The organism is Serratia sp. X3 (genome assembly GCF_014982455.1).
GTDB lineage: Bacteria > Pseudomonadota > Gammaproteobacteria > Enterobacterales > Enterobacteriaceae > Serratia > Serratia ureilytica.
The window spans coordinates 266993-289316 of sequence record NZ_JADCNB010000004.1 but is presented as its reverse complement, the minus strand read 5'-3'; the positions used below and the strand labels follow the sequence as shown (position 1 = coordinate 289316).

At 61.1% G+C, this 22324-nt stretch carries 22 protein-coding genes; 3 read left to right on the top strand and 19 right to left on the bottom strand.

What is annotated here, in order from left to right:
- Positions 1-42 precede the first annotated feature (42 nt).
- The 10 genes from tatC to udp all read right to left on the bottom strand — a co-directional run bounded on the left by tatC (position 43) and on the right by udp (position 8789).
- Positions 43-813, bottom strand: coding sequence for a Sec-independent protein translocase subunit TatC (gene tatC / locus IMX17_RS18240; protein ID WP_046898866.1), 771 nt, complete (start codon positions 811-813; stop codon positions 43-45).
- Positions 814-816: 3 nt separating this feature from the next.
- Positions 817-1386 (bottom strand): Sec-independent protein translocase protein TatB, encoded by a 570-nt coding sequence (tatB, locus tag IMX17_RS18235; RefSeq protein ID WP_046898865.1) that lies wholly within the window; start codon positions 1384-1386, stop codon positions 817-819.
- Positions 1387-1389: 3 nt separating this feature from the next.
- Complete coding sequence (gene tatA, locus IMX17_RS18230; protein WP_004934452.1) at positions 1390-1653, bottom strand: Sec-independent protein translocase subunit TatA; 264 nt, start codon at positions 1651-1653, stop codon at positions 1390-1392.
- 80 nt (positions 1654-1733) lie between these two features.
- Complete coding sequence (ubiB, locus tag IMX17_RS18225; RefSeq protein ID WP_182265664.1) at positions 1734-3365, bottom strand: ubiquinone biosynthesis regulatory protein kinase UbiB; 1632 nt, start codon at positions 3363-3365, stop codon at positions 1734-1736.
- The gene (locus tag IMX17_RS18220; protein ID WP_046898864.1) at positions 3362-3970 is read right to left on the bottom strand and encodes an SCP2 domain-containing protein; all 609 of its coding nucleotides are present in this window, start codon (positions 3968-3970) and stop codon (positions 3362-3364) included. The genes ubiB and IMX17_RS18220 overlap by 4 nt, the downstream gene beginning before the upstream one ends.
- 13 nt (positions 3971-3983) lie before the next feature.
- Positions 3984-4739, bottom strand: a complete 756-nt coding sequence (gene ubiE, locus IMX17_RS18215; RefSeq protein ID WP_004934443.1) for a bifunctional demethylmenaquinone methyltransferase/2-methoxy-6-polyprenyl-1,4-benzoquinol methylase UbiE — start codon at positions 4737-4739, stop codon at positions 3984-3986.
- A gap of 78 nt (positions 4740-4817) precedes the next feature.
- On the bottom strand, positions 4818-6365 hold the full coding sequence (gene rmuC, locus IMX17_RS18210) for a DNA recombination protein RmuC (protein ID WP_193159563.1): 1548 nt from the start codon (positions 6363-6365) through the stop codon (positions 4818-4820).
- A gap of 140 nt (positions 6366-6505) precedes the next feature.
- Positions 6506-7036 (bottom strand): DedA family protein, encoded by a 531-nt coding sequence (locus IMX17_RS18205; protein WP_019455291.1) that lies wholly within the window; start codon positions 7034-7036, stop codon positions 6506-6508.
- A 79-nt stretch (positions 7037-7115) separates the two neighbouring features.
- Positions 7116-7898 (bottom strand): tyrosine-protein phosphatase, encoded by a 783-nt coding sequence (locus IMX17_RS18200; RefSeq protein ID WP_193550065.1) that lies wholly within the window; start codon positions 7896-7898, stop codon positions 7116-7118.
- Between the two features lie 129 nt (positions 7899-8027).
- A complete protein-coding gene (gene udp, locus IMX17_RS18195) occupies positions 8028-8789 on the bottom strand; it encodes a uridine phosphorylase (protein WP_004934432.1) in 762 nt (253 codons plus the stop codon).
- A gap of 487 nt (positions 8790-9276) precedes the next feature.
- On the opposite strand from udp, the gene IMX17_RS18190 reads away from it, so the two are divergent.
- Positions 9277-10104 carry a dienelactone hydrolase family protein gene (locus IMX17_RS18190; protein WP_046898861.1) on the top strand — a complete coding sequence of 276 codons (828 nt, stop codon included), beginning with the start codon at positions 9277-9279 and terminating at the stop codon, positions 10102-10104.
- A gap of 84 nt (positions 10105-10188) precedes the next feature.
- Here IMX17_RS18190 and metE read toward each other — a convergent pair whose 3' ends face one another.
- Positions 10189-12477, bottom strand: a complete 2289-nt coding sequence (gene metE, locus IMX17_RS18185; RefSeq protein ID WP_080350232.1) for a 5-methyltetrahydropteroyltriglutamate--homocysteine S-methyltransferase — start codon at positions 12475-12477, stop codon at positions 10189-10191.
- A gap of 90 nt (positions 12478-12567) precedes the next feature.
- Between metE and metR the strand changes: the two genes are divergently transcribed.
- On the top strand, positions 12568-13512 hold the full coding sequence (metR, locus tag IMX17_RS18180) for an HTH-type transcriptional regulator MetR (RefSeq protein ID WP_016929455.1): 945 nt from the start codon (positions 12568-12570) through the stop codon (positions 13510-13512).
- Between the two features lie 15 nt (positions 13513-13527).
- On the opposite strand, the gene IMX17_RS18175 is transcribed toward metR, so the two are convergent.
- A complete protein-coding gene (locus tag IMX17_RS18175; protein WP_182265662.1) occupies positions 13528-14388 on the bottom strand; it encodes a carboxylate/amino acid/amine transporter in 861 nt (286 codons plus the stop codon).
- Between the two features lie 151 nt (positions 14389-14539).
- Between IMX17_RS18175 and IMX17_RS18170 the strand changes: the two genes are divergently transcribed.
- Positions 14540-14869 carry a hypothetical protein gene (locus IMX17_RS18170; protein WP_193550064.1) on the top strand — a complete coding sequence of 110 codons (330 nt, stop codon included), beginning with the start codon at positions 14540-14542 and terminating at the stop codon, positions 14867-14869.
- On the opposite strand, the gene IMX17_RS18165 is transcribed toward IMX17_RS18170, so the two are convergent.
- The 7 genes from IMX17_RS18165 to IMX17_RS18135 form a co-directional block, all read right to left on the bottom strand.
- On the bottom strand, positions 14850-15806 hold the full coding sequence (locus IMX17_RS18165; protein WP_046898859.1) for an AEC family transporter: 957 nt from the start codon (positions 15804-15806) through the stop codon (positions 14850-14852). The genes IMX17_RS18170 and IMX17_RS18165 overlap by 20 nt on opposite strands.
- A 60-nt stretch (positions 15807-15866) precedes the next feature.
- Positions 15867-16604 (bottom strand): glycerophosphodiester phosphodiesterase, encoded by a 738-nt coding sequence (gene ugpQ, locus IMX17_RS18160; RefSeq protein WP_193550063.1) that lies wholly within the window; start codon positions 16602-16604, stop codon positions 15867-15869.
- Complete coding sequence (locus IMX17_RS18155) at positions 16604-17674, bottom strand: sn-glycerol-3-phosphate import ATP-binding protein UgpC (RefSeq protein WP_193550062.1); 1071 nt, start codon at positions 17672-17674, stop codon at positions 16604-16606. The genes ugpQ and IMX17_RS18155 overlap by 1 nt, the downstream gene beginning before the upstream one ends.
- 5 nt (positions 17675-17679) lie before the next feature.
- Positions 17680-18525 carry a sn-glycerol-3-phosphate ABC transporter permease UgpE gene (gene ugpE / locus IMX17_RS18150; RefSeq protein ID WP_004934403.1) on the bottom strand — a complete coding sequence of 282 codons (846 nt, stop codon included), beginning with the start codon at positions 18523-18525 and terminating at the stop codon, positions 17680-17682.
- Positions 18522-19409: a sn-glycerol-3-phosphate ABC transporter permease UgpA gene (ugpA, locus tag IMX17_RS18145; protein WP_193550061.1), complete on the bottom strand. Its 888-nt coding sequence runs from the start codon at positions 19407-19409 to the stop codon at positions 18522-18524. Before ugpA ends, ugpE begins: the two co-directional genes overlap by 4 nt.
- Positions 19410-19487: 78 nt before the next feature.
- The gene (gene ugpB, locus IMX17_RS18140; RefSeq protein WP_046898856.1) at positions 19488-20807 is read right to left on the bottom strand and encodes a sn-glycerol-3-phosphate ABC transporter substrate-binding protein UgpB; all 1320 of its coding nucleotides are present in this window, start codon (positions 20805-20807) and stop codon (positions 19488-19490) included.
- Between the two features lie 311 nt (positions 20808-21118).
- Positions 21119-22306: a PLP-dependent aminotransferase family protein gene (locus tag IMX17_RS18135; RefSeq protein ID WP_046898855.1), complete on the bottom strand. Its 1188-nt coding sequence runs from the start codon at positions 22304-22306 to the stop codon at positions 21119-21121.
- Positions 22307-22324: the final 18 nt, after the last annotated feature.

Below are 22324 nucleotides of genomic sequence, written 5' to 3'. Positions count from 1 at the left end.
AAGCAAAAGCCGCCCTATGGGCGGCTTCGCAATCAATGTGGATCAAGGCGCTGGGGGTTCGTCACCCTCGTCGTCGTCTTCCGCCTGCGGACGGCGTTTGCCGGTATAGAAGCGAGCGAAGAACACCCCCACTTCAAACAGCAGATACATCGGTATCGCCAACAAGGTTTGCGAAAACACGTCCGGCGGCGTCAACAACATGCCGACCACAAACGCGCCGACCAGCACATACGGCCGTTTCTTCTTCAGGTCGTCCGGCGAAGTGACGCCGCTCCAGCACAGCAGAATAATGGCGACCGGCACTTCGAAGGCGACGCCAAACGCCATAAACAGCGCCATGACGAAATCGAGGTAGTTTTTAATGTCGGTCGCAATGGTCACCCCCATCGGCGCGGTCTTGGCGAAGAAGCCGAAGGCCAGCGGGAACACGATGAAGTAGGCGAAGGCCATGCCGAGGTAAAACAACAGGCTGCTGGACACCAGCAGCGGCATCATCAGGCGGCGTTCATGCTTGTACAGCGCAGGCGCGATGAACGCCCATACCTGATACAGAATCATCGGCGCAGAGACGAACACCGAGACGATCATGGTCAGCTTGATCGGGGTAAAGAACGGTGACGCCACGTCGGTGGCGATCATGCTCGCGCCGGCCGGCAACTGCTTGAGCAGCGGCGCAGAAACCAGCTGGTAAATGTCGTTGGCGAAAAATACCAGCACCACGAACACCGCCAGCACGCAAATAATCGAGTTCAACAGCCGCTTGCGCAGCTCTATCAGATGACTGATAAGGGGTTGGGTATCTTCAACAGCCATGTATTAACGATCGCCACTAGGTTGGTGAGACGCTGGGGTTTTATCCGCAACAGGTTCGACAGGAGCAGACGCGGTTTCCACCGGCGCTTTAGCGGGTTGCGCCGTCACTGGCGGCACCGGTGACACGGGCGCGACGGCTTCAGGTTCCGCTGGCGGTTGTGGCGCAGCGGCGGGCGCGCTGGCGCGGGTTGCCGCTTCAGCCGGCGTCACGCCGTCGTGCAAGGCTTCCGGATCGGTGACCTGCGGATTATGGATGGTGTTCGCCAGCTCTTCTTTCTCGCCCCGGTAGGTGCGTTTCAAAGATTCCGCCGCGTCTTTCAGCTCATCCATCGACGCCTTCAGCTCCGGCGTCAGGTTCTGCAGGCCGGCCTGTTCGGCTTTCTTCAGGCTGTCCTGCAGCTCCTGCAGTTTCAGCTCCTGAGACAGTTCGTGCTGCACCGAGGCCGCCAGCGAGCGCAGCGCGCGGATCCAGCCCGATACCGTTCTGACCGCAACCGGCAAGCGTTCCGGCCCCAGAACAACCAGGCCGATCACCAGCACCAGCAGCAGCTCACTAAACCCAATGTCAAACACGGTTTATACCTGCTCTTTGTTCTTCGACTCTTCCGGTTTCACTTCCGGCTGCTTATCGGTAATAGGCTTGGCCGAGAAATCAGCGTCATCCAGGCTGCTTTTTTCAGCCGTGTTGGGGGTCGACGGCGTATCGTCGCCGATCGCTTTTTTGAAGCCCTTGATCGAGGCGCCGAGATCGGAACCCAGCGTGCGCAGTTTTTTGGTACCGAACAGCAGCACCACGATCACTGCGATGATCAACAATTGCGTAATACTAATACCGCCCATTTTAATTACCTCTAATTTTAAGGGGTCTTTTAAAGCCAGCCCGCATTATAGAGCCGACTTTACCAGAGTAACGAATTAAATCAGGTGGTTCGCTTCCAGCCAATCACCCAGCATACGATGCCGGCGGCCATCATCCAGGCGGGGAACACCTCGATTTGCCCCAGCAGCAACAGCGTGCCGCTTACCAACAGTGTAGCGCCAACGCCGAACAAATAACGTGACTGCCCCTGACGAACCCGCTGAGCCTGCATCTGGTTGGTCAGCTTATCAACGCTTTGTTGCAACAGTTTATGCTGCTGCAGGCTGTCGTAAAACAGTTCGGGCAGTTCGGGCAGTTTCTCCGCCCAGAACGGCGCTTTCTCTTTCAGCGCGCGCACCACGGCGGGAATGCCGACCTGATCGCGCAGCCAACTCTCGAGGAACGGCTTGGCGGTGGTCCACAGATCCAACTGCGGGTAAAGCTGACGCCCCAACCCCTCAACATACAGCAAGGTCTTCTGCAATAACACCAGCTGCGGCTGCACTTCCATATTGAAGCGGCGCGCGGTGTTGAACAGGTTCAGCAGCACGTTGCCGAAGGAGATCTCCGCCAGCGGCTTCTCGAAAATCGGTTCGCACACCGTGCGGATGGCGAATTCGAAGTCTTCCACGTTGGTGTCGCGCGGCACCCAGCCGGAGTCGACGTGCAGTTCCGCCACCTTGCGGTAATCGCGGTTGAAGAAGGCGATGAAGTTTTCCGCCAGATAGCGTTTGTCATCCTTGTTCAACGAACCGACGATGCCGCAGTCGATGCCGATGTAGCAAGGATCTTCAGGATGTTCGTAGCTGACGAAAATATTACCGGGATGCATGTCCGCATGGAAGAAGCTGTCGCGAAATACCTGGGTAAAGAACACCTGAACGCCGCGTTCCGCCAACAGTTTCATGTTGGTGCCCTGCTGCTCCAGCGTGGCGATGTCCGAGACCGGAATGCCATAGATACGCTCCATCACCAACACGCTTTCGCGGCAGTAGTCGGAGTAGACTTCCGGCACGTACAGCATCGGGCTGCCGTCGAAATTGCGACGCAGCTGAATGGCGTTGGCCGCTTCGCGCAGCAGGTTCAATTCGTCCAGCAGGGTTTTCTCGTACTCGCGTACCACTTCGCGCGGACGCAGGCGGCGACCGTCCGGCAACAGCTTCGGCACCCAGCCTGCCAGCCGGTACATCAAGCGCACGTCGGCTTTGATAATCGGCCCGATATCCGGCCGGATCACCTTCAGCACCACTTCCTGGCCGGTGGTTTTCAGCCGCGCGGTATGCACCTGCGCGATCGAGGCGGACGCCAGCGGCTGCTGCTCGAAGTCGTCGAACCAGGTTTCCAGCGGGCCGCCCATCGCCAGCTCGATATGCTTGCGCGCCAGCGCACCGTCGAAAGGCGCCACCCGATCCTGCAGCAGCGTCAGCTGATCGGCAATGTGCGGCGGGAACAGATCGCGGCGGGTCGACATCATCTGGCCGAACTTGATCCAGACCGGCCCCAATTCCTGCAGCGCCAGCCGCAGACGTTCGCCCAGCGGTTTGTCCTTGTGCCGATTAGGCATCCAGAACAGCAGCCGGCGGCCGAAGCGCAGCGGCAGCGTCAAACGCATTTTAGGGATCAGCTCGTCCAGCCCATAGCTGAGAAAAACGCGGACGATAAAATACAAACGACGCAGTTCGCCTGGGGTCATCGCTTGCCCTCCAGCTTATCCATGCGGGCAATCAGCGCTTCCGCGCCGCGGGCGAGCGCATCCACTTCTTCATTGAACCACACCACTTCCAGCGGCCCCGGCGCCAAACGCCACTCTTCCGTCAGCGCCTCAGCCATGTCTTGCTGCCGACGCATCAATCCGGCCTTGAGTAACGAAGCGCCTTTGCCCAGCGCCTGCGTAATGCCTTGAGCGGCGATATCGCCGATATAGGGCGCCAGCCATTCCGCCGGATCCCACTCCGCCAGATCGAGCAGGCCAACCAGCTGTTGCACCACCTGAATATCCCCTTCCACCGTCAATTCGCCGCTGCGCATCAGCACCGGCAGCTGCTGGCGATCGCGCAGCTTCAGTAAGGAGGGAATGCGGCTGCGCACCGTGCAATCGGCGCTGTCTTCAGACTGCCCCAGCACATCCACGCGCAGTTCGCTGAACACCAGCACCAGCGGTGAAGCCAACTCTTCCAGTTCGATGCGCAGCACCTTGCCCGCCAGGCGTTGGCGGGCGGCTTTCATGCTGCGATCGCGAAACAGCAGGTTATTCAGCGAGGTTTCCAGCGCACCGGTCAGCAGAGGGGTAAACAGCATCGGCATCTCCCTCTCAGAACTTGAAGCCGCGATGCAGGGCGACAATCCCACCGGTCAGGTTGAAATAGGTGACGTTTTCAAAACCGGCGTTGCCCATCATGCCCTTCAGGGTTTCCTGATCGGGGTGCATACGGATCGATTCCGCCAGATAGCGATAGCTGTCCGGATCTTTCACCACCAGCTCGCCGATCTTCGGCAGCACGTGGAAAGAGTATGCGTCGTAAGCTTTGCTCAGCGGCGCCAGCAGCGGTTTGGAGAACTCCAGCACCAACAGGCGGCCGCCCGGCTTCAGCACGCGGAACATCGAACGCAGCGCTTTGTCTTTGTCGGTGACGTTGCGCAGGCCAAAGGAGATGGTGATGCAATCGAAGTAGTTATCCGGGAACGGCAGCGCCTCGGCGTTGGCCTGCACGTAATTGATGTTGCCGACGATGCCGCGATCGCGCAGCTTCTCGCGCCCCATCTTCAGCATCGAATCGTTGATGTCCGCCAGCACCACCTGCCCCTGCTCGCCAACCATGCGGGAGAACTTGGCGGCCAGGTCGCCGGTGCCACCGGCCAGATCCAGCACGCGCTGCCCGCGGCGCACGCCGCTGCAGTCAATGGTGAAACGCTTCCAGATACGGTGGATGCCGAACGACATCAGGTCGTTCATCACGTCATACTTTGCCGCTACCGAATGAAAAACGTCCGCCACCATGGCCTGTTTTTCGTCTCTAGCGACGGTGCGAAAACCGAAATCGGTGGTTTCCTGCGATTGATCTGCCATTGTCCTGCCTGCTATTCAGTCAATTTTGTGTGGATGAGTGTACCAGAAGCCCGAGGAATACCCCACCTCGCCACGGCCTCAGCCGTGCGAAACGAAGCCCGGTTCCCCGGTGGTATCATCATCGTCGTTCGTCTGCGGCAGCGCGGCGACCTCGTCGTCGTTCGCCTCTTCCGCTTCATCGTGTTGCGCGCCGGCTTGCTGCGCCAGCAGCGGGTTTATCGGCCGCTTGACCTCAACCCCCAGCGCGCGGAAACCTTCAATTTGGCCGATAAGATTACCACGGCCTTCACTCAGTTTGTTCATCGCCTGACGATAACTGCCCTGCGCCTTGTCCAGGCTCTGCCCCAGCGCGGACATATCGTCCACGAACAGCCGCATCTTGTCATACAGTTTCGCCGCGCGCTCGGCGATGCGCTGGGCATTCTGGCTCTGATGCTCATAGCGCCACAGGTTGGTGATGGTACGCAGCGCCACCAGCAACGTGGTCGGGCTAACCAGCATGATGTTGTGCTTGAGCGCTTCGCTGATCAGCTCCGGTTCACGATCGATAGCCAGCAGGAAGGCCGGCTCGACCGGAATGAACATCAGCACATAGTCCAGCGAACGCAGCCCCGGCAGCTGCTGGTAGTCCTTGCGGCCCAGCATGCGAATGTGGCCGCGCAGAGAAGCGATATGTTCGCTCAGCGCCGCTTCGCGCTCCGCCTCATCCTCGCCGTTGAAATAGCGCTCGTAGGCGATCAGCGACATCTTGGCGTCGATCACCACATCCTTGCCCTGCGGCAGGCGCACGATCACATCGGGCTGCATGCGGCTCTGATGATCGACCCGCACGTTGACCTGCGTTTCATACTCGTGCCCTTCGCGCAGGCCGGAGGCCTCCAGCACCCGGCTCAGCACCACTTCCCCCCAGTTGCCCTGGGTCTTGTTGTCGCCTTTCAGCGCCTTGGTGAGGTTGATGGCCTCGCGCGCCATTTGCGCATTCAACTGCTGCAGATTGCGTATCTCGTGCGTCAGCGTGTGACGCTCACGCGCCTCCTGGCCAAAGCTGTCCTGCACCTGTCGGCGGAAACCGTCCAGCTGTTCGCGCAGCGGCAGCAGTAACCGATCCAAACTTTGCTTATTTTGCTCGTCCACCTTGCGGCCGCTGTGTTCAAAAATGCGGTTGGCGAGGTTTTCAAACTGGGTGGTGAGGCGCTGTTCGCTGTTGATCAGCAGACGCTGCTTCTCCTCCGCCGCCATGCGCGTCTCTTCCAGACGGATGGTGACTTCGCGCAGCTCGGCCTCCTGCGCGCTGTTCACCTCGCGCTGGGCGCGCAGCTCTTGGTTGAGCAGCTCGCATTCGTTGCGCCAATGGTTGAGCTGTTGCAGTTTTTCATGCCCGGCCGCCAGCTGGCTGTGCAGGTTGCGCAGCTCCAGCTCGCTCTGGCGCGACTGCTGTTCGTGGCGCTGCAGGGCCTCCTGCCGCACGGCCGTCTCCTGCTGCGCCTGCTGCAACGCTTGCTCCAGCAACCGCAGTTCGGTTTCATGTTGCGCGTTCGTCTGCTGCACTCGTAGACTGGCGATCAGCCACCCTAACAGCATGCCGATCGCGACGCCGCCAATCCCATAAATCAGACTGGTATCCACCCTGCCTCCTGTTACACCTTGCCGTTCCGGCGTTTCGCACGCCCATTGCCCGTCACGTTAAGGGGAGGCTGTATGGATGTCCAGCCTGATTTTACCCGCCGCGCACAATATTGCGCGGCGCTGCGCAATTTAGCGAGAAATCAGCCCAGCCACTGGCTGAGCCACTTGATGCCGAACGCCCCCGGCGCCAGAATGCCGAACGCCCAGATCATCGCCGACGTGACGTTGGCCAACTGGAAGTAGCGCTGCGGCATGCCGCAAATGCCCCCCACCAGCGGCACCACGGCGCGCAGTGGACCGAAGAAGCGGCCGATGAAAATGCCCAGCACGCCCCAGCGTTCAAAGAAGGCGTGGCCACGCGCCAGCAGCTGCGGATTGCGCGACAGCGGCCACATATGGGCCACCCGATCCTGATAGTGGTAGCCGATCCAGTAAGAGAGCCAGTCGCCGAAAAATGCCCCGACGGCGGCGGCGGCCCAAATCGGCCAAAAGGCGATGCCGCTTTCGCCGATCAGCGCGCCCAGCGCCAGCAGGATCACCGTGGCCGGCAGCAGCAGCGACAAAAACGCCAGCGACTCGCCGAACGCCAGGAAGAAGATGATGGGAATGGCCCAGCCTTCGTGCTGACGCACGACGTCGCTGACCCAGTTGATAACGTCATTGAGGCTCAATGCGGGGCTCCTGATACGCGATGGTTCGCCGCCTAGGATAAGCCGGGGCGAGTTAAACCCCGGCTAAACACGCGGCAATTTACTCGAGGTAGAACGCCTGCAGCGCTTCTCGCTGGGCCGCGCCCAGGCCGTATTCCGCTTCCAGCCAGCGGTCGGTGGAGCCGTATTGTTGGCGGATGCAGCCCAGCGCCGTCATCAGGAACTCCTCGCGCGCGCTGAGCACGTAGGCGAATTGCTCCAGCGCCGCCGCATTCAGCTTGATAGACAGCTGATCCAGCATCTGCTCGCGAAAAGCGGCCAGCGTGGTTTCGGTCAGCAGATAGTCCTCCAGCACCGTCGCTTCGTCAGCCCCCAGCGCGAACAGCACCAGCGCCGAACCGACCCCGGTGCGATCCTTGCCGACCGCGCAGTGCTGCACGATCGCGCCGCCGCCGGGGTTGCTCAGCAGTTGCGCCAACCGCTGATAGGCCGCGTTGCCGAACGGCAGGCGGCGATACAGCTCCAGCATGAACGCGCGGGCGTCGAAAGCAGCCAGCGTTTCGTTGGTGAGCTTTTCCAGGTTGGCGTTGACTTCGCTACTCTGCGGGTTAGCCGGCACGTGGTGATAGTCGGCGCCATTCCACAGAATATCCGGTTTGGCCTGCACTTCGTCGGCATCGCGGTAGTCCAGCACCGAACGCACCGGCACGCCGGCGAGGAAAGTGCAGTCGTTTTCCGTCAGCCGCTCGAGAGAACCGGAGCGGAACAGCAGGCCGCGCTTGATGCGGCGCCCATCGGCCACGCCGTTGCCGCCGAAGTCACGGAAATTAATGCCGCCGTCGAGCGGCGCAAGCGAAGGATGAAGCAGGATTTGGGCGGTCATAAACGTCCTCGTTGTTGTTGTTATGACAACGCGCGGCGGCCATCGGCGCAGCGCTGAGGAGTATCACCGTAACAGATTAGCCGCGAATGGAAAAACGGGCCGCGTCGGCGGCCCGTTCAGGGAAGGTGATTACAGCAGACGGCGGGCGGCGTCCACCACGATCTGCACCGCTTTGCTTTCGGTGTTTTTCATGGTCTCGGCGTTCGGGATCTCTTGCTGGGTGCGGTTGACGATCACCCCGGCCACCATGCCGGCGCGCAGGCCCTGGCTGGCGCACATGGTCAACAGCGTGGCGGATTCCATTTCATAGTTCATCACACCCATCGCCTGCCACTCTTCCATCGAGCCTTTGAAGCGGCTGACCACGCGGCCGGAGTAAGTGTCGTAACGCTCCTGGCCCGGATAGAAGGTATCGGAGGAGGCGGTCACGCCAATGTGCGTGGTAGCGCCGCTGGCCTTGGCCGCTTCCACCAGCGCAGTGGTGCAGGCGAAGTCCGCGACCGCCGGGAACTCCATCGGCGCAAAGTGCAGGCTGGCGCCGTCGAGGCGTACCGCTGCCGTAGTCACCAGCACGTCGCCGACGTTGATGTTCGCCTGAATGGCGCCGGTGGTGCCGATGCGCAGGAAGGTGCGGATGCCCAGCTGCGCCAGCTCTTCCACCGCGATAGAGGTAGACGGGCCGCCGATGCCGGTGGAGCAGACGATCACCGCCTTGCCGTCCAGCTCTGCGCGCCAGGTAGTGAATTCACGATGGGAGGCCAGATGCACCGGATTTTCCATCAGCTTGGCAATCTTCTCTACGCGCTGCGGATCGCCCGGCACGATGGCAAGCTGGGCCCCTTGTAAATCGTTCTTGGTGAGGCCGAGATGAAAAACATCAGACTGAGACATACGAGACTCCTCATGGATCATGTTTATTGGGAGGAACAAAAAAGCACTCTACTGAAAATCGCCGCTTAATTTCGTGACGATAGTCACTATGAAAAGAGAAACAAATTACATGCTACATATTTTTTGTGATTTTTATCACAAAAAAGCACTATAAGGCATTCAGAACGCACCGCTAAACCTCAGTCTAGCCGACAAACCTTGCCGCTCCCTGCCCGTTGGTTGCCGACTGAAACTATTTAGCTCATCAATTCGAAATACCCCCATCTTATCGGTTGTTTAGGGACAAAAAAGCCCTCTAACGCACCTTATGGCACTTACGCGGGCCAAAACGCGTAATAACATGATAAAAAGCGCTTAAAAATGCCGTAAAGCCAGATAATTAGCCGTTTTTTATCGACTTGTCCGAAAGTGCGCCACGCAGCGCCAATAATGGGTAATCTTTCCTATAGTTAATCTCAGCGCTTTTTTCTATTGCACGGAGACCGCAATGAAAACCGAACATGTGATGACATTAGAACAGGCTCAGGGAGGATTCGCCCCGGCCGCCGAGCCGGTGGCCGCCTCCGCGATTATCACCGATGAACAGGGCATTCACGCCGGGCAAACGACTATTCCTTCCCAGGGAGACGCGCTGCCGGCCTACGTCGCCAAACCCGCCGACCATAACGGCCCCTTCCCCATCGTGCTGGTGGTGCAGGAAATCTTCGGCGTCCATGAACATATTCAGGATCTGTGCCGCCGCCTGGCCAAACAGGGCTATCTGGCGATTGCCCCCGAGCTCTATTTCCGCCAGGGCGACGCCAACGACTACACCGATATCGGCGAGCTGTTCCAGCAGCTGGTGACCAAGGTGCCGGATCGTCAGGTGCTGTCGGATCTGGATCACGCCGCGCACTGGGCTATCCGCCACGGCGGCGACGCCGGCAAGCTGGCAATCACCGGTTTTTGCTGGGGCGGCCGCATTACCTGGCTGTACGCGGCGCACAACCCGCAGTTGAAAGCGGCCGTCGCCTGGTACGGCAAACTGGTGGGTGAAAAAACGCTGAATTCGCCGAAGCATCCGGTCGATGTCGCCACGCACTTGTCAACGCCGGTGCTGGGGCTGTATGGCGGGCAAGACAGCGGCATTCCGCTGGAGACGGTGGAAAACATGCGTCAGGCGATCCGCGCCGCCAACGCCGATGCCGAAATCGTGGTGTATCCTGGCGTCGGGCACGCATTCAACGCCGACTATCGCCCCAGCTACAACGCCGAAGCGGCGGAAGACGGCTGGCAGCGTATGCTGGCGTGGTTCGCCCAGCACGGCGTCAAGTAATCCTCCTCGCATAAAAAAGGGCGCCGAAGCGCCCAATCATCACACCAGTAAACCTATAAGCGGCGGTTTATCCGCCGCACGGCATCACGCGTGCTCGCGCAGGCGCTGCGCCGCCAATACCATGTTGGCCAGCGACTGCCGGGTTTCCGGCCAACCGCGGGTTTTCAGGCCGCAATCGGGGTTGACCCACAGGCGTTCCGCCGGGATGTTCTGCGCCGCTTTACGCAGCAGCGCTTCGATCCATTCCACGCTCGGCACGTTCGGCGAGTGGATATCGTAGACGCCCGGCCCGATTTCGTTCGGGTATTCGAACTCTTTGAAGGCTTCCAGCAGATCCATATCGGAACGCGAGGTCTCGATGGTGATCACGTCGGCGTCCAGCGCGGCGATGGAGTCCATGATGTCGTTGAACTCGCAGTAACACATGTGGGTGTGGATCTGGGTGTCATCCTGCGCCACGGCGGCGTTCAATTTGAAGGCGTCCACCGCCCAGCTCAGGTAGGCGGCCCAGTCGGATTGACGCAGCGGCAGCCCCTCGCGCAGCGCAGGTTCGTCGATCTGAATGATTCCGATGCCGGCTTTTTCCAAATCTTCCACCTCGTCGCGCAGCGCCAGCGCAATCTGCTTGGCGATCACTTCGCGGGTCACGTCTTCACGCGGGAACGACCAGCACAGGATGGTCACCGGCCCGGTCAACATGCCTTTCACCGGCTTGTCGGTCAACGACTGGGCGAATTTGGCCCATTCGACGGTAATGGCTTCCGGGCGGCTGACGTCACCGATGATCACCGGCGGCTTCACGCAGCGGGAACCGTAGCTCTGCACCCAACCATTCTGGGTAAACACGAAGCCGTCGAGGTTCTCGCCGAAATATTCCACCATGTCGTTGCGCTCGGCTTCACCGTGCACCAGTACGTCCAGCCCGAGGCGCTCCTGCTCGACGATCGCCTGTTTGATGTGCTCACCGATGCTGGTGCGGTAGTTGCTGCCGTCCAAACGGCCCTGTTTGAAGTCCAGACGCAGGCCGCGGATTTCGGTGGTCTGCGGGAACGAACCAATGGTCGTCGTCGGCCAGGCCGGCAACTTAAAACGCTCGCGCTGCGCCCTGGCGCGCTCGGCGTACGCGCTGCGGCGTTCGCAGTCCTGCGCGGTGATCGCGGCCAGGCGGCGCTCAACCTGTGGGTTATGCACGCGGTTCGATTGGCGACGGGCGCGGATCGGCGCGCTGTAGGCGTCCAGCTCAGCCTGTTTCGTCGCGTCAGGCTCGTTCAGCGCCGAGCTCAACAGCGCCAGCTCGGCGCATTTTTGCAGCGCGAAGGCGAACCAGCTTTTCACTTCTTCGTCCAGACGGCTTTCCACGCTCAGATCGATCGGGCTGTGCAGCAGTGAACAGGAGGTGCCGATCCATAGCGGGCGCTGCCCCACCAGCGGCTGCAGCCGTTCGAACCAGCGGCTCAGATCGGCGCGCCAAACGTTGCGGCCGTTGATCACCCCCAGCGACAGCAGCCAGTCTTGCGGCAATGCGGCGCTCAGCGCGGCGATATCGTCATGGCCGGCGACCAGATCGACGTGCAGCCCCTGTACCGGCAGCGTGCGAATGGTGTCGAGGTTATGGCCGACGCTGTCGAAGTAGGTGGTCAACAGCAACTTAACCGGCCCCTGCAACGCGTCATACGCCGGTTTGAAGGCGTCCAGCCAGGCTTGCGGCAGCTCCAGCACCAGCGCAGGTTCGTCGATTTGCACCCACTCGACGCCGCGCTTCGCCAGCTCCGCCAGCACCTGCTGGTAAACCGGCAGGATGTCTTTCAGCAGCGACAGGCGGTCGAATGGCTCGCCCTTCACTTTACCCAGCCACAGATAGGTCACCGGGCCAAGCAGCACCGGCTTGATGTGATGCCCCAGCGCCAGCGCTTCGTCCACTTCGTCCAGCAGTTGGGTCCAGCCCAGCTTGAACTGCTGGCCTTGCTGGAATTCGGGCACCATGTAGTGATAGTTGGTGTTAAACCATTTGGTCATTTCCGCCGCGGCCGCCGGCTCGCCGGTCGGTGCGCGGCCACGGCCGATGCGGAACAGCGTGTCTAGATCAATAGAGCCATCCGCATTCTGATGGCGCGCCGGCACGTTGCCCAGCAGCAGGCTGGTGGTCAACACATGATCGTACCAGGCGAAATCGCCGACCGGCACCAAATCCACCCCGGCCTGCCGTTGCTGCTGCCAATGACGAGCGCGCAGCTCGCGGCCAACCGCCAACAGCTCTTCCTGCGTCGAGTTGCCGGCCCAGTAGCTTTCCTGAGCTTTTTTCAGCTCACGTCGTAGCCCAACGCGAGGAAAACCCAGTGTGTGATTCAAAATTGCCATCGTCATATTCCCCATTTAGCCGTCCAGATGTTTACACATCCATAATCAGCAGGTACTGTATTAACCACAAGCGCAATTTATTCACTGTCAATGTGAAGGACTCTCATGATCGAACTGAAACATTTACGGACGCTGCAGGCTCTGCGCAACAGCGGTTCGTTGGCGGGGGCGGCGGCCCAACTTCATCAGACGCAGTCTGCCCTGTCGCACCAGTTCAGCGATCTTGAGCAACGTCTGGGCTTCAAGCTGTTTGTGCGCAAGAGCCAACCCCTGCGCTTCACCGCCCAGGGCGAGATCCTGCTGCAGCTGGCGGAACAGGTGTTGCCGCAGATCCAGCAGGCGCTGCAGGCCTGCCACGAGCCGCATCAAACCACGCTGCGCATCGCCATCGAATGCCACAGCTGCATTCAGTGGCTGACGCCGGCGCTGGACAACTTCCGCCAGCGTTTCCCGCAGGTGGTGATGGACTTCACCTCCGGCGTCACTTTCGACCCGCAGCCGGCCCTGCAACAGGGCGAGCTGGATCTGGTGATGACGTCGGATATCCTGCCGCGCAGCGGCCTGCACTATTCGCCGATGTTCGATTTTGAGGTGCGTCTGGTGCTGGCGCCGGATCATCCGCTCGCCGGCAAGCCGCACATCGAGCCGGAAGACTTGAGCGATGAAACGCTGTTGATTTACCCGGTGCAGCGCCAGCGGCTGGATATCTGGCGGCATTTCCTGCAGCCGGCGGGCGTCAACCCGGCGTTGAAGAACGTCGATAACACGCTGCTGCTGATCCAGATGGTCTCGGCGCGGATGGGGATTGCGGCGCTGCCGCATTGGGTGGTGGAAAGTTTCGAACGGCAGGGGCTGGTGGTGACCAAAACCCTGGGTGACGGCCTGTGGAGCCGTCTGTACGCCGCCGTGCGCGACGGCGAACAGCGCCAGGCGGTGACCGAAGCCTTTATCCGCTCGGCCCGCCAGCACGCCTGCGATCATCTGCCGTTCGTGCGCGACGCCGCACGCCCCGGCGCGACCGGCGCCAAAGCGTTGGCGGCCGGCGTGTAAACTGCCGGCCCCCGTTTAGCCGAGCTGTTTCGGCGCCACCCAGCGGCGGTGCACCCACAGCGAAGCGACGATCACCGCCCCGCCGAGGATAAAGCTCGGCCAGTGCGGCTGCTGTTGCCAAATAGCCAGGTTGACCAACAGCCCGGCCGGCACATGCATATTGTTCATGATGCCGAGCGTGCCCGCATCCACCTGCGTCGCGCCATAGTTCCACATGAAGTAACCCAGCCCCGATGCCACCACACCCAGCCAGATCAGCACGCCCCACTGCAGGTTGGTGGTTGGCAATTGCTGCGGGTTGCCCCACAGGAACCAGGCCACCACCGCCACCGCCGCCGCCCCCAGGTAGAACCAGGAAAAGGCGGTATGTTGCGGTAAGGGGTGCACTTCCATCAGGCGCTTATAGCCGACCATGCCGATGGCGAAGCTGATGTTCGCCGCCTGTACCAGCAACAGCCCCCACCAGAAGTGCTCGCTCAGTTGGTGATAGCGGATGATCGCCGCGCCCAGCACCGCCAACAGCGCGCTGAATACGTAGCCCCAGCGCAAGCGTCGGCCGCTCAGCAAGTCATAGATCAACGTGATGTAAAGCGGCGTCAGCACGGTAAACAGCAGGAACTCCGGCACCGTCAGGTAGAGGTAGGCACGGAAGCTGAACAGATACATGATCCCCAGTTGGCAGGCGCCTACCAGCATATACAGCAGGATCACCTTGAGTTTGATGTTGCGCCAGCGCAGAAACGGCAGGAACACCAGCGCCGCCAGCCCGATGCGCATCAGCACCGAGAACCAGCTGTCGACATGGCCCGCCAAATATTCGCCGATCAGGCTGAAAGAGAACGCCCACAGAATGGTGGTGATAACCAAGAGCAGCACGATGGGTTCATCCTAGCAATTCATAAACCGCGATTGTAACGGAAGATGGACGCATAAGTGGATGAAAGGCGGTTTACATCTGAACAAAAGACAAACTACCAGCAAAATTTCACCGCTGAGTTAGGCTTAATAAAAAGGCGAGGTAACCATCATGAAAACTTCTCATATTCTGTTCGCTCTGCTGTTGCTGCCTGGGTTGGCGGCGGCGGCCAACGGCGTAACCGACCTGCGCTCACAGCAGCAGTTACTCAACCAACACAGCCAGCAGGCGCAACAGCAGCGCTTGTTGAACAACCGGCAGATGGATCAACGCCGCCTGCAGCAGCAGCGACAGTTCGACAATCAACGGCAACAGCTGTTGCAAACCGCGCCGAACGGCGGGCAACTGCTGCCTAACGGCAACCAGCCGCGCGATCCGTTCAATCGCACCGCGCCGGCGGTGCCGCAGGCCCCGCTGCCGGCTACGCCCGCACGCCCATAACGGTGAGGATCAGCGGCGTGGTGATCGCCGCCAGCACGGTGGACATCACCAGGCTGGTGGCGGCCGGGCCGGTGAGCGTATTGAACTGGCGCGACATCAGGTAGACATTCACCCCCACCGCCATTGAGCCCAGCAGCACCACCACGCGGGTCTCCATCGGCGGCAGATCCATCATCCAGGCCAGCAGCCAAATCACCAACGGCTGCACCAGCAACTTCAGCACGCAGATGGCGCTGCTCAGTTGCCAGCCTTCGCTGATGCGGTACTCGGCGAGCCCCATGCCAAGCACCACCAGCGACAGCGGCGCCGCCACCTGGCCGAGCATGCTGACCGGCCGATCGACGAAGTCCGGCAGCGGCAAGCCGGTCAGGCTAAACAGCGTGCCGGACAGAATGCCGACGATCAGCGGGTTGGTCAGCACGCTGCGCGCGGTTTTAGCAAAGCCGCCCAGCGTCGGCGAGCCGTTGCGCGCCCATTCGATCGACACCGTGACCAGCGTCCACAGGATCAGGCCGTTGAACACCAGCACCAGCGCCACCGACGGGATCGCCGCCTGCCCCAGCATCACGCTGGCGATCGGTAAACCGAGCATCACGTTATTGGAGAAAATACCGCCCAGCGCAAACACCGATCCGGCGACGCCATCCAGCCGGAAGAGGTGCCGGGCGACCAGGCGGCCGAGCACGAACACCATCAGGCAACTGCCGAAGAACGCGATCAACAGCCGGGCATCGACCGCCGGGCGCTGCGAGAAGTCGCACATCATGCGAAACAGCATGGCGGGCAAGGCGAGGGAAAACACGAAGCGCGTCAGGCCATCGGTGATGCTGGAAGGCCATTTCCCCCAGCGAATCAGCCCATAACCCAACGCGATCAGGACGAACAGCGGTAAAGACAGCACGATCTGGTGCCACAGTGACATCATAAAGCCTGGCATCGCATTCCTTCCGGTGGCGCGGCGGCAAGGCTTGTCGTCGCGGGATTCATCGGCGCCGGATTAAAAATCCGGGCCAATCAAATCTATCCGGTCGGTGCAAATGCAGTCAACGCCCCAGTCGAGCAGCAGACGCGCGCGATCCGGTTGGTTGACGGTATACACCAGAATGCGCAGACCGGCGTCTTTCAACGCTTTCACCCGCTCGGCGGTCAGCGCTTTGTGGTCGATATGCAGCGAGACGCAGTCCAGACGCTCCGTCAGCTCGCGCCAGTTGTCGTCCCAGTCCTCCAGCAGCAGGCCACGCGGCAAATCCGGCACGGTGCGCTGCGCCACCGCCAACGCTTCCACCGAGAAGGAGGAGAGCAGCGGGTCGGTCTGCCCTTGCCACAGCAACCGCGCCGCCAGCGCCACCACCCGCCCGGTTTCATCGTCGCTGCCGGTGGTCGGTTTGATCTCGATATTGGCCATCAGGCCGTGTTCCCGGCAGCGTTCCGCCACCTCCGACAGCAGCGGCAGCCGCTCGCCCTTGAAGGCCGAGCTGTACCAGTTGCCGGCGTCCAGCTGCACCAGTTTGTCCCACGGCAGCTCACCCGCCACGCCCCAACCGTTGCTGGTGCGATCCAGCGTGTCGTCGTGCAGCAGGAAAATTTGCCCGTCCTGCGCCAGCTTGACGTCGAACTCGATCATCTTGTGGCCGTGGCGCGCGCCGACGTCGATCGCCGCCAGGGTGTTTTCCGGCGCCAGAGAACCGCCGCCGCGGTGGGCGACAATATGAGGGTAAGGCCAGGGTCTCGTCATCAATCCATCCGTAATCCGCTGTGGGTGTCAAAAAAGTGCAGCGCCTGAGCAGGCAGCTGCAAATATAGCGTACTGCCCGCCGTCGGCAAGGTTTCATGCGACAGCCGCGCTATCACTCCGTGGCCGCCCCACTGGCCGTGCGCCAGATTGTCGGCCCCCAGCAGTTCCAGCGTCTGCAGCTGCAGCGGTACGCCCTGGCCTTGCGCCACCCGTTGAATATGCTCCGGCCGAATGCCCAGCGTCAACGGCCGCCCCGCCCACTGCGGCTTGGCCGCAGGCAACGGCAGCGCCATGCCGTCCGCCAGCAGCAGCTGGCTACCGTCGGCGCTCAGGGTGCCGGGCAGCAGGTTCATCGCCGGCGAGCCGATAAAGCCGGCGACGAACAGCGAAGCCGGCCGTTGGTACACTTCGCTCGGCGTGCCGATCTGCTCCGCCACGCCCTTATTCATCACGATCACCCGCTGCGCCAGCGTCATCGCCTCCACCTGGTCGTGAGTCACGTACAGGCTGGTGGTTTTCAGGCGTCGGTGCAACTGTTGCAGCTCCAGGCGCATCTGCACCCGCAGCTTGGCATCCAGGTTGGACAGCGGCTCATCGAACAGGAACACCGCCGGTTCGCGCACAATGGCGCGCCCCATCGCCACCCGCTGGCGCTGGCCGCCGGAAAGTTCGCGCGGTTTGCGCTTGAGCAGCGGCTCCAGCTCCAGAATGCGCGCCGCCTCCTCCACCCGCTGGCGGATATGCTCCTTGCCGAAACCGCGGATCTTGAGGCCGTAAGCCATGTTGTCGTACACGCTCATGTGCGGATAGAGCGCGTAGTTCTGGAACACCATCGCGATGCCGCGATCCTTGGGCTCCAGATCGGTCACGCGCCGGGTATCGATATAGATATCGCCGCTGGTGGTGCGCTCCAGCCCGGCCACCATCCGCAGCAGCGTGGATTTGCCGCAGCCGGACGGGCCGACCATCACGATGAATTCACCGTCCGCCACGTCGAGGTCGATCTGTTTGATCACCGGCGTTTTACCGTCGTAAGACTTGGTGACCGCCTGTAGTTTTAATCCTGCCATCGTCGTTATTTCTCGCTATCAACCAGACCGCGCACAAACCAGCGCTGCATCAGAAGCACCACCGCCAGCGGTGGCAATAAAGTCAGAATCATCGCCGCCATCACCTGGTTCCACTGGGTCGGCGCACCGGAAGTGGAGATCATGCTCTTGATGCCCGCCACCGCGGTGCCCATCGAAGCGTCGCTGGTGATCAGGATCGGCCACAGGTATTGGTTCCAGCCGTAGATAAAGGTGATGACGAACAGCGCCGCCAGATTGGTTTTCGACAGCGGCAACACGATGTCCCAGAAGAAACGCATCGGCCCGGCGCCGTCGATGCGCGCCGCCTCCAGCAGCTCATCCGGCAACGTCATGAAGAACTGGCGCAGCAGGAAGGTGGCGGTGGCCGAGGCCATCAGCGGCAGCGTCAGGCCGGTATAGCTGTCCAGCAGGTTGAGGTTGGAGATCACCTCCACCGTCGGGAAAATGCGCACCTCCACCGGCAGCATCAGGGTGAGGAAAATCAGCCAGAAAAACAGGCTGCGCAGCGGGAAACGGAAATACACGATGGCGTAAGCCGACAGCACCGACACCGCGATCTTGCCGCAGGTGATCGCCAGCGCCATGATCACGCTGTTGAGCAGCAGCAGCGAGAACGGCACCTTGAGGTTGCCCACGCCGCCCTGCCAGATATTGCGGATGTTCTCCCACAGGTGACCGCCGGGCACCAGCGTCATCGGCACCTGAAACACCTGTTTGTCGTCCAGCGTGGCGGCGACAAAGGCCACGTACAGCGGGAACAGCACCACCAGCACGCCGATAATCAGCATCACATGGCTGAAGATGTCCAGCCCGCGTCGATTCTCAATCATTGGTAGCGCACCTTACGTTCAACGAAGCGGAACTGGATCACCGTCAGGCCGATCACCAGCAGCATCAGGATCACCGACTGCGCGGCGGAGCTGGAGAGATCCAATCCGGCGAAGCCTTCGCGGTAGATCTTGTAGATCAACGTGGTGGTGGACTGCACCGGCCCGCCGCCGGTGGCGGCGTCGATCACCGGGAAGGTATCAAAGAAGGCGTACACCAGATTGACCACCAGCAGGAAGAAGCTCACCGGCGCGATCAGCGGCAGCACCAGATGGAAGAAGCGGCGTACCGGGCCGGCGCCGTCGATGGCGGCCGCCTCCACCAGCGAACGCGGGATCGACTGCAGCGCGGCGAGGAAAAACAGGAAGTTATAGCTTGTCTGCTGCCATACCGAGGCCAGCACCACCAGGAACATCGCCTGGCCGCTGTTTTGCGCATGGTTCCAGTTATAGCCCAGCCCATTGAGGAAATGGGTAATCAACCCGAGACCGGGGTTGAACAGAAAGATCCACAGCACCGCCGCCACTGCCGGCGCCACCGCATAGGGCAGGATCATCAGCGTGCGGTAGAGGCGGCTGCCGCGCAGCACGTAGTCCACCAGCGCGGCGAAAAACAGCGAGACCGCCAGCCCGATGCCCGCCACCAGGAAGCTGAAGATCAGCGTGGTGTAGAACGAGTCGAGGTAGTAAGGATCCTGGAACAGCTGCTTAAAGTTATCCAGCCCGACAAACTGGCTGGACAGGCCGAACGGATCGAGGCTCTGCACCGAATACCACAGCGCCTCGCCGGCGGGCCATAAAAAGAACACGGCGGTAATCAGCAGCTGCGGCAGCACCAATGCATAGGGCAACCAGCTGCAGCCGAAACCGGGACGGGAAGATGACATAGACGTTAAACCATTAATCGGGTGCGGGAGGATCGGCGTGAAGATGCGAGCCCGGTCCGCCGGGCCCGCGACACAGGATTACTTGGTCGACGCTTCGAAACGGCGCAGCAGCACGTCACCGCGCTGCACGGCGGCGTCCAACGCCTGCTGCGGCGTTTTCTTGCCGGTCCACACGCCTTCCAGCTCCTCATCCACCACGCTGCGGATCTGCGGCATGTTGCCCAGGCGCAGGCCCTTGGTGAACGGCAACGGCGGCTTGTTCAGCATCTGGCGAGTAGCGACGTCGGCACCCGGGTTCTTGTCGTAGAAGCCCTGCTGCTTGGTCAGATCGTAAGCCGCGGTGGTGATCGGCAGATAGCCGGTCTTCTGATGCCATTCGGCGGCGATTTCCGGCTGCGCCAGGTACTGCAGGAATTCGGCCACGCCCTTGTAGGTGGCGGCGTCTTTGCCGTTCATCACCCACAGACTGGCCCCGCCGATGATGGCGTTTTGCGGCGCATTTTTCGCGTCAGCGTCGTACGGCATCATGCCGACGCCGTAGTTGAATTTGGCGTAGTGCTTGATGTCCGCCAGCGAACCGGATGAGGCGGTGGTGATGGCGCAGTCGCCGTTATAGAACTTCTCGGTGGATTCGTCTTTGCGGCCGAAATAGGTGAAGTCGCCCTTCTTGTTCATCGCTTCGAGCAGCGCAATATGTTTGACCTGCAGCGGTTGGTTGAACTCCAGCTTGGCGCTGGTGCCGCCAAAACCGTTGTTTTCACTGGCGAACGGCACGCCGTGCCAGGCGCTGAAGTTCTCCAGTTGGATCCAGCCCTGCCAGCCGCTGGCGTAACCGCACTTCATGCCGGCTTCGCGCAGCTTGGCGGTACCCGCCGCCAGTTCCTGCCAGGTTTTCGGCGGTTGATCCGGGTTCAGGCCGGCCTTTTTGAAGGCGTCTTTGTTGTAGTACAGCACCGGCGTGGAGCTGTTGAACGGCTGCGACAGCAGATGCCCGCTCTTGTTGTCGGTGTAATAGCCGGCCACCGTCGGCACGAACACCGATTCGTCGAAGTTGATACCGGCCTCTTTAAACACTTCATAGACCGGCTTGATGGCTTTGCTGGCCATCATGGTGGCGGTGCCCACCTCGTAAACCTGCAGGATCGCCGGCGCCTTGCCGGAACGGTAAGCGGCGATGCCCGCCGCCAGGCTCTGTTCGTAGTTGCCTTTATAAACCGGCACAATCTTGACGTCGCTGTGCGACTGGTTGAAGCGATCCGCCAGAGAGTCCACTTCTTTACCCAGTTCGCCTTCCATCGAATGCCAGAACGGGATTTCTGTCGCCGCCAGCGCCTGGGCGCTGACCGCCAGGGTCAATGCGACGCACAGCGTGGTTTTGCGAATAGCGTAGGTGAGCATGCCTAACTCCTGAAAAAGCTGGTGTAAAAGCGCGTGAGCGAAAAGAATCAATTCTTGATGAGGGAGTGCCCCCTATAGCTTTCGAGTTGCAGCCAGGCGGCAACCTGCTGGCACCCTGGAGCTTAGCTAACTAAGTGGCAGGGGGGCAGCCGGGCAGCCAACAACGCTGCGGCTCGAAAGATGACGGGGGATAACATGCCATGCTCGGATGACAGAAAAATAACCGTTAGATGACAGCCACATGACGGCAAAGTGAAGTGAAGATGGCGGTTTGATGTCGGCGGCGGGCATGGGCTCCGCCGCCGCGAGGCTTATAGCGAACGGCGCAGGCGCGCCACCGCTTCTTGCATCTGCTGCTCGGTGGCGGTGGCGAACGACAGGCGGAAGGTCGAACGATCCGGGTTGTCGGAGAAGAAGTATTCCCCCGGCACGAACACCACGCCCTGCTGCAGCGTAGTGTTCAGCCATTCGGTGGCGTTGAACGGCTGGCGGAAACGCGCCCACAGGAACATGCCGCCCTTCGGTTTATCGAAGGTGATGTAGTCGCCCAGCTCCTGCTCCACCAAACCGGCCAGGATCTCGCCCTTGTGTTTGTAGGCAGCGCGGATCTTGTCGATCTGCGCCGGCAGGCGATCCAGGCCAAGGTAGCATTCGACGATGCTCTGCGATAGGGCGCTGGCGTGCAGATCCGCCGCCTGTTTGATGATCGCCACTTTATGCAGCAGGAACGGCGGCAGGATCGCCCAGCCCAGGCGCAGGCCCGGCGCCAGGATCTTGGAGAAGGTCGAGGTATAGATGATGTGGTCGGTGTTGCCCAGCACCCGCTGCGACACCTGATGCAGCGTTGGGTGGCGCTCTTCGGTGAAACGCAGCTCGCCGTACGGATCGTCTTCGATGATCAGGAAATTATGTTCGGCGGCCAGCTTCACCAGCAGTTCGCGGCGCGCGGCGCTGAGGGTGATGCCGCTCGGGTTGCCGAAGTTCGGCACCACGTACACGCCCTTGATACGCTGGGTTTTCAGCAGCTCGGCCAGCTCTTCCACCACCATGCCGTCGCTGTCGGACGAGACCGACATGATGTTGGCCTCCGCCAGTTCCAGCGTTTGCAGCGCCGCCAGGTAGGTCGGGCGCTCCACCACAAATACGTCGCCCGGGTTGACGATGGCGCGCATCACCAAATCCAGGGCCTGCTGAGAGCCGGCGGTGACCATCACCTCTTCTGCGCGCGCGGTGATGCCGCGCTCGGCGCACAGCGCGCAAATGCGCTCACGCAGCAGCGGGCTCCCCTCGGTCAAGCCATACTGGAACGCGCTTTTCGGCTGTTCGGTGATCGCTTGCTGGGTGGCAATGCTCAATCCTTCGAAATCGAACAGCGCATCAGAGGGGATGCCGCCCGCCAGCGAAATGACGTGTTCCATCTTGCTGTGCTTAAGCAATTCACGGATGGCCGAACTTTTTACGTTAACGATGCGCTGCGCGAGTAACCCTTCTGTCTTCATTTCTTCTTCTCGTACCTG

Coding starts and splice junctions, on each gene's coding strand:
- IMX17_RS18220 (WP_046898864.1), bottom strand. CDS start 3,970: ATGCTGTTTACCCCTCTGCTGACCGGTGCGCTGGAAACCTCGCTGAAT.
- metR (WP_016929455.1), top strand. CDS start 12,568: ATGATCGAACTGAAACATTTACGGACGCTGCAGGCTCTGCGCAACAGC.
- IMX17_RS18200 (WP_193550065.1), bottom strand. CDS start 7,898: ATGACCGCCCAAATCCTGCTTCATCCTTCGCTTGCGCCGCTCGACGGC.
- tatA (WP_004934452.1), bottom strand. CDS start 1,653: ATGGGCGGTATTAGTATTACGCAATTGTTGATCATCGCAGTGATCGTG.
- IMX17_RS18170 (WP_193550064.1), top strand. CDS start 14,540: ATGAAAACTTCTCATATTCTGTTCGCTCTGCTGTTGCTGCCTGGGTTG.
- ugpQ (WP_193550063.1), bottom strand. CDS start 16,604: ATGACGAGACCCTGGCCTTACCCTCATATTGTCGCCCACCGCGGCGGC.
- tatC (WP_046898866.1), bottom strand. CDS start 813: ATGGCTGTTGAAGATACCCAACCCCTTATCAGTCATCTGATAGAGCTG.
- ubiE (WP_004934443.1), bottom strand. CDS start 4,739: ATGGCAGATCAATCGCAGGAAACCACCGATTTCGGTTTTCGCACCGTC.
- IMX17_RS18190 (WP_046898861.1), top strand. CDS start 9,277: ATGAAAACCGAACATGTGATGACATTAGAACAGGCTCAGGGAGGATTC.
- udp (WP_004934432.1), bottom strand. CDS start 8,789: ATGTCTCAGTCTGATGTTTTTCATCTCGGCCTCACCAAGAACGATTTA.
- metE (WP_080350232.1), bottom strand. CDS start 12,477: ATGGGGAATATGACGATGGCAATTTTGAATCACACACTGGGTTTTCCT.
- ugpA (WP_193550061.1), bottom strand. CDS start 19,409: ATGTCATCTTCCCGTCCCGGTTTCGGCTGCAGCTGGTTGCCCTATGCA.
- IMX17_RS18135 (WP_046898855.1), bottom strand. CDS start 22,306: ATGAAGACAGAAGGGTTACTCGCGCAGCGCATCGTTAACGTAAAAAGT.
- ugpE (WP_004934403.1), bottom strand. CDS start 18,525: ATGATTGAGAATCGACGCGGGCTGGACATCTTCAGCCATGTGATGCTG.
- ugpB (WP_046898856.1), bottom strand. CDS start 20,807: ATGCTCACCTACGCTATTCGCAAAACCACGCTGTGCGTCGCATTGACC.
- IMX17_RS18165 (WP_046898859.1), bottom strand. CDS start 15,806: ATGCCAGGCTTTATGATGTCACTGTGGCACCAGATCGTGCTGTCTTTA.
- ubiB (WP_182265664.1), bottom strand. CDS start 3,365: ATGACCCCAGGCGAACTGCGTCGTTTGTATTTTATCGTCCGCGTTTTT.
- IMX17_RS18155 (WP_193550062.1), bottom strand. CDS start 17,674: ATGGCAGGATTAAAACTACAGGCGGTCACCAAGTCTTACGACGGTAAA.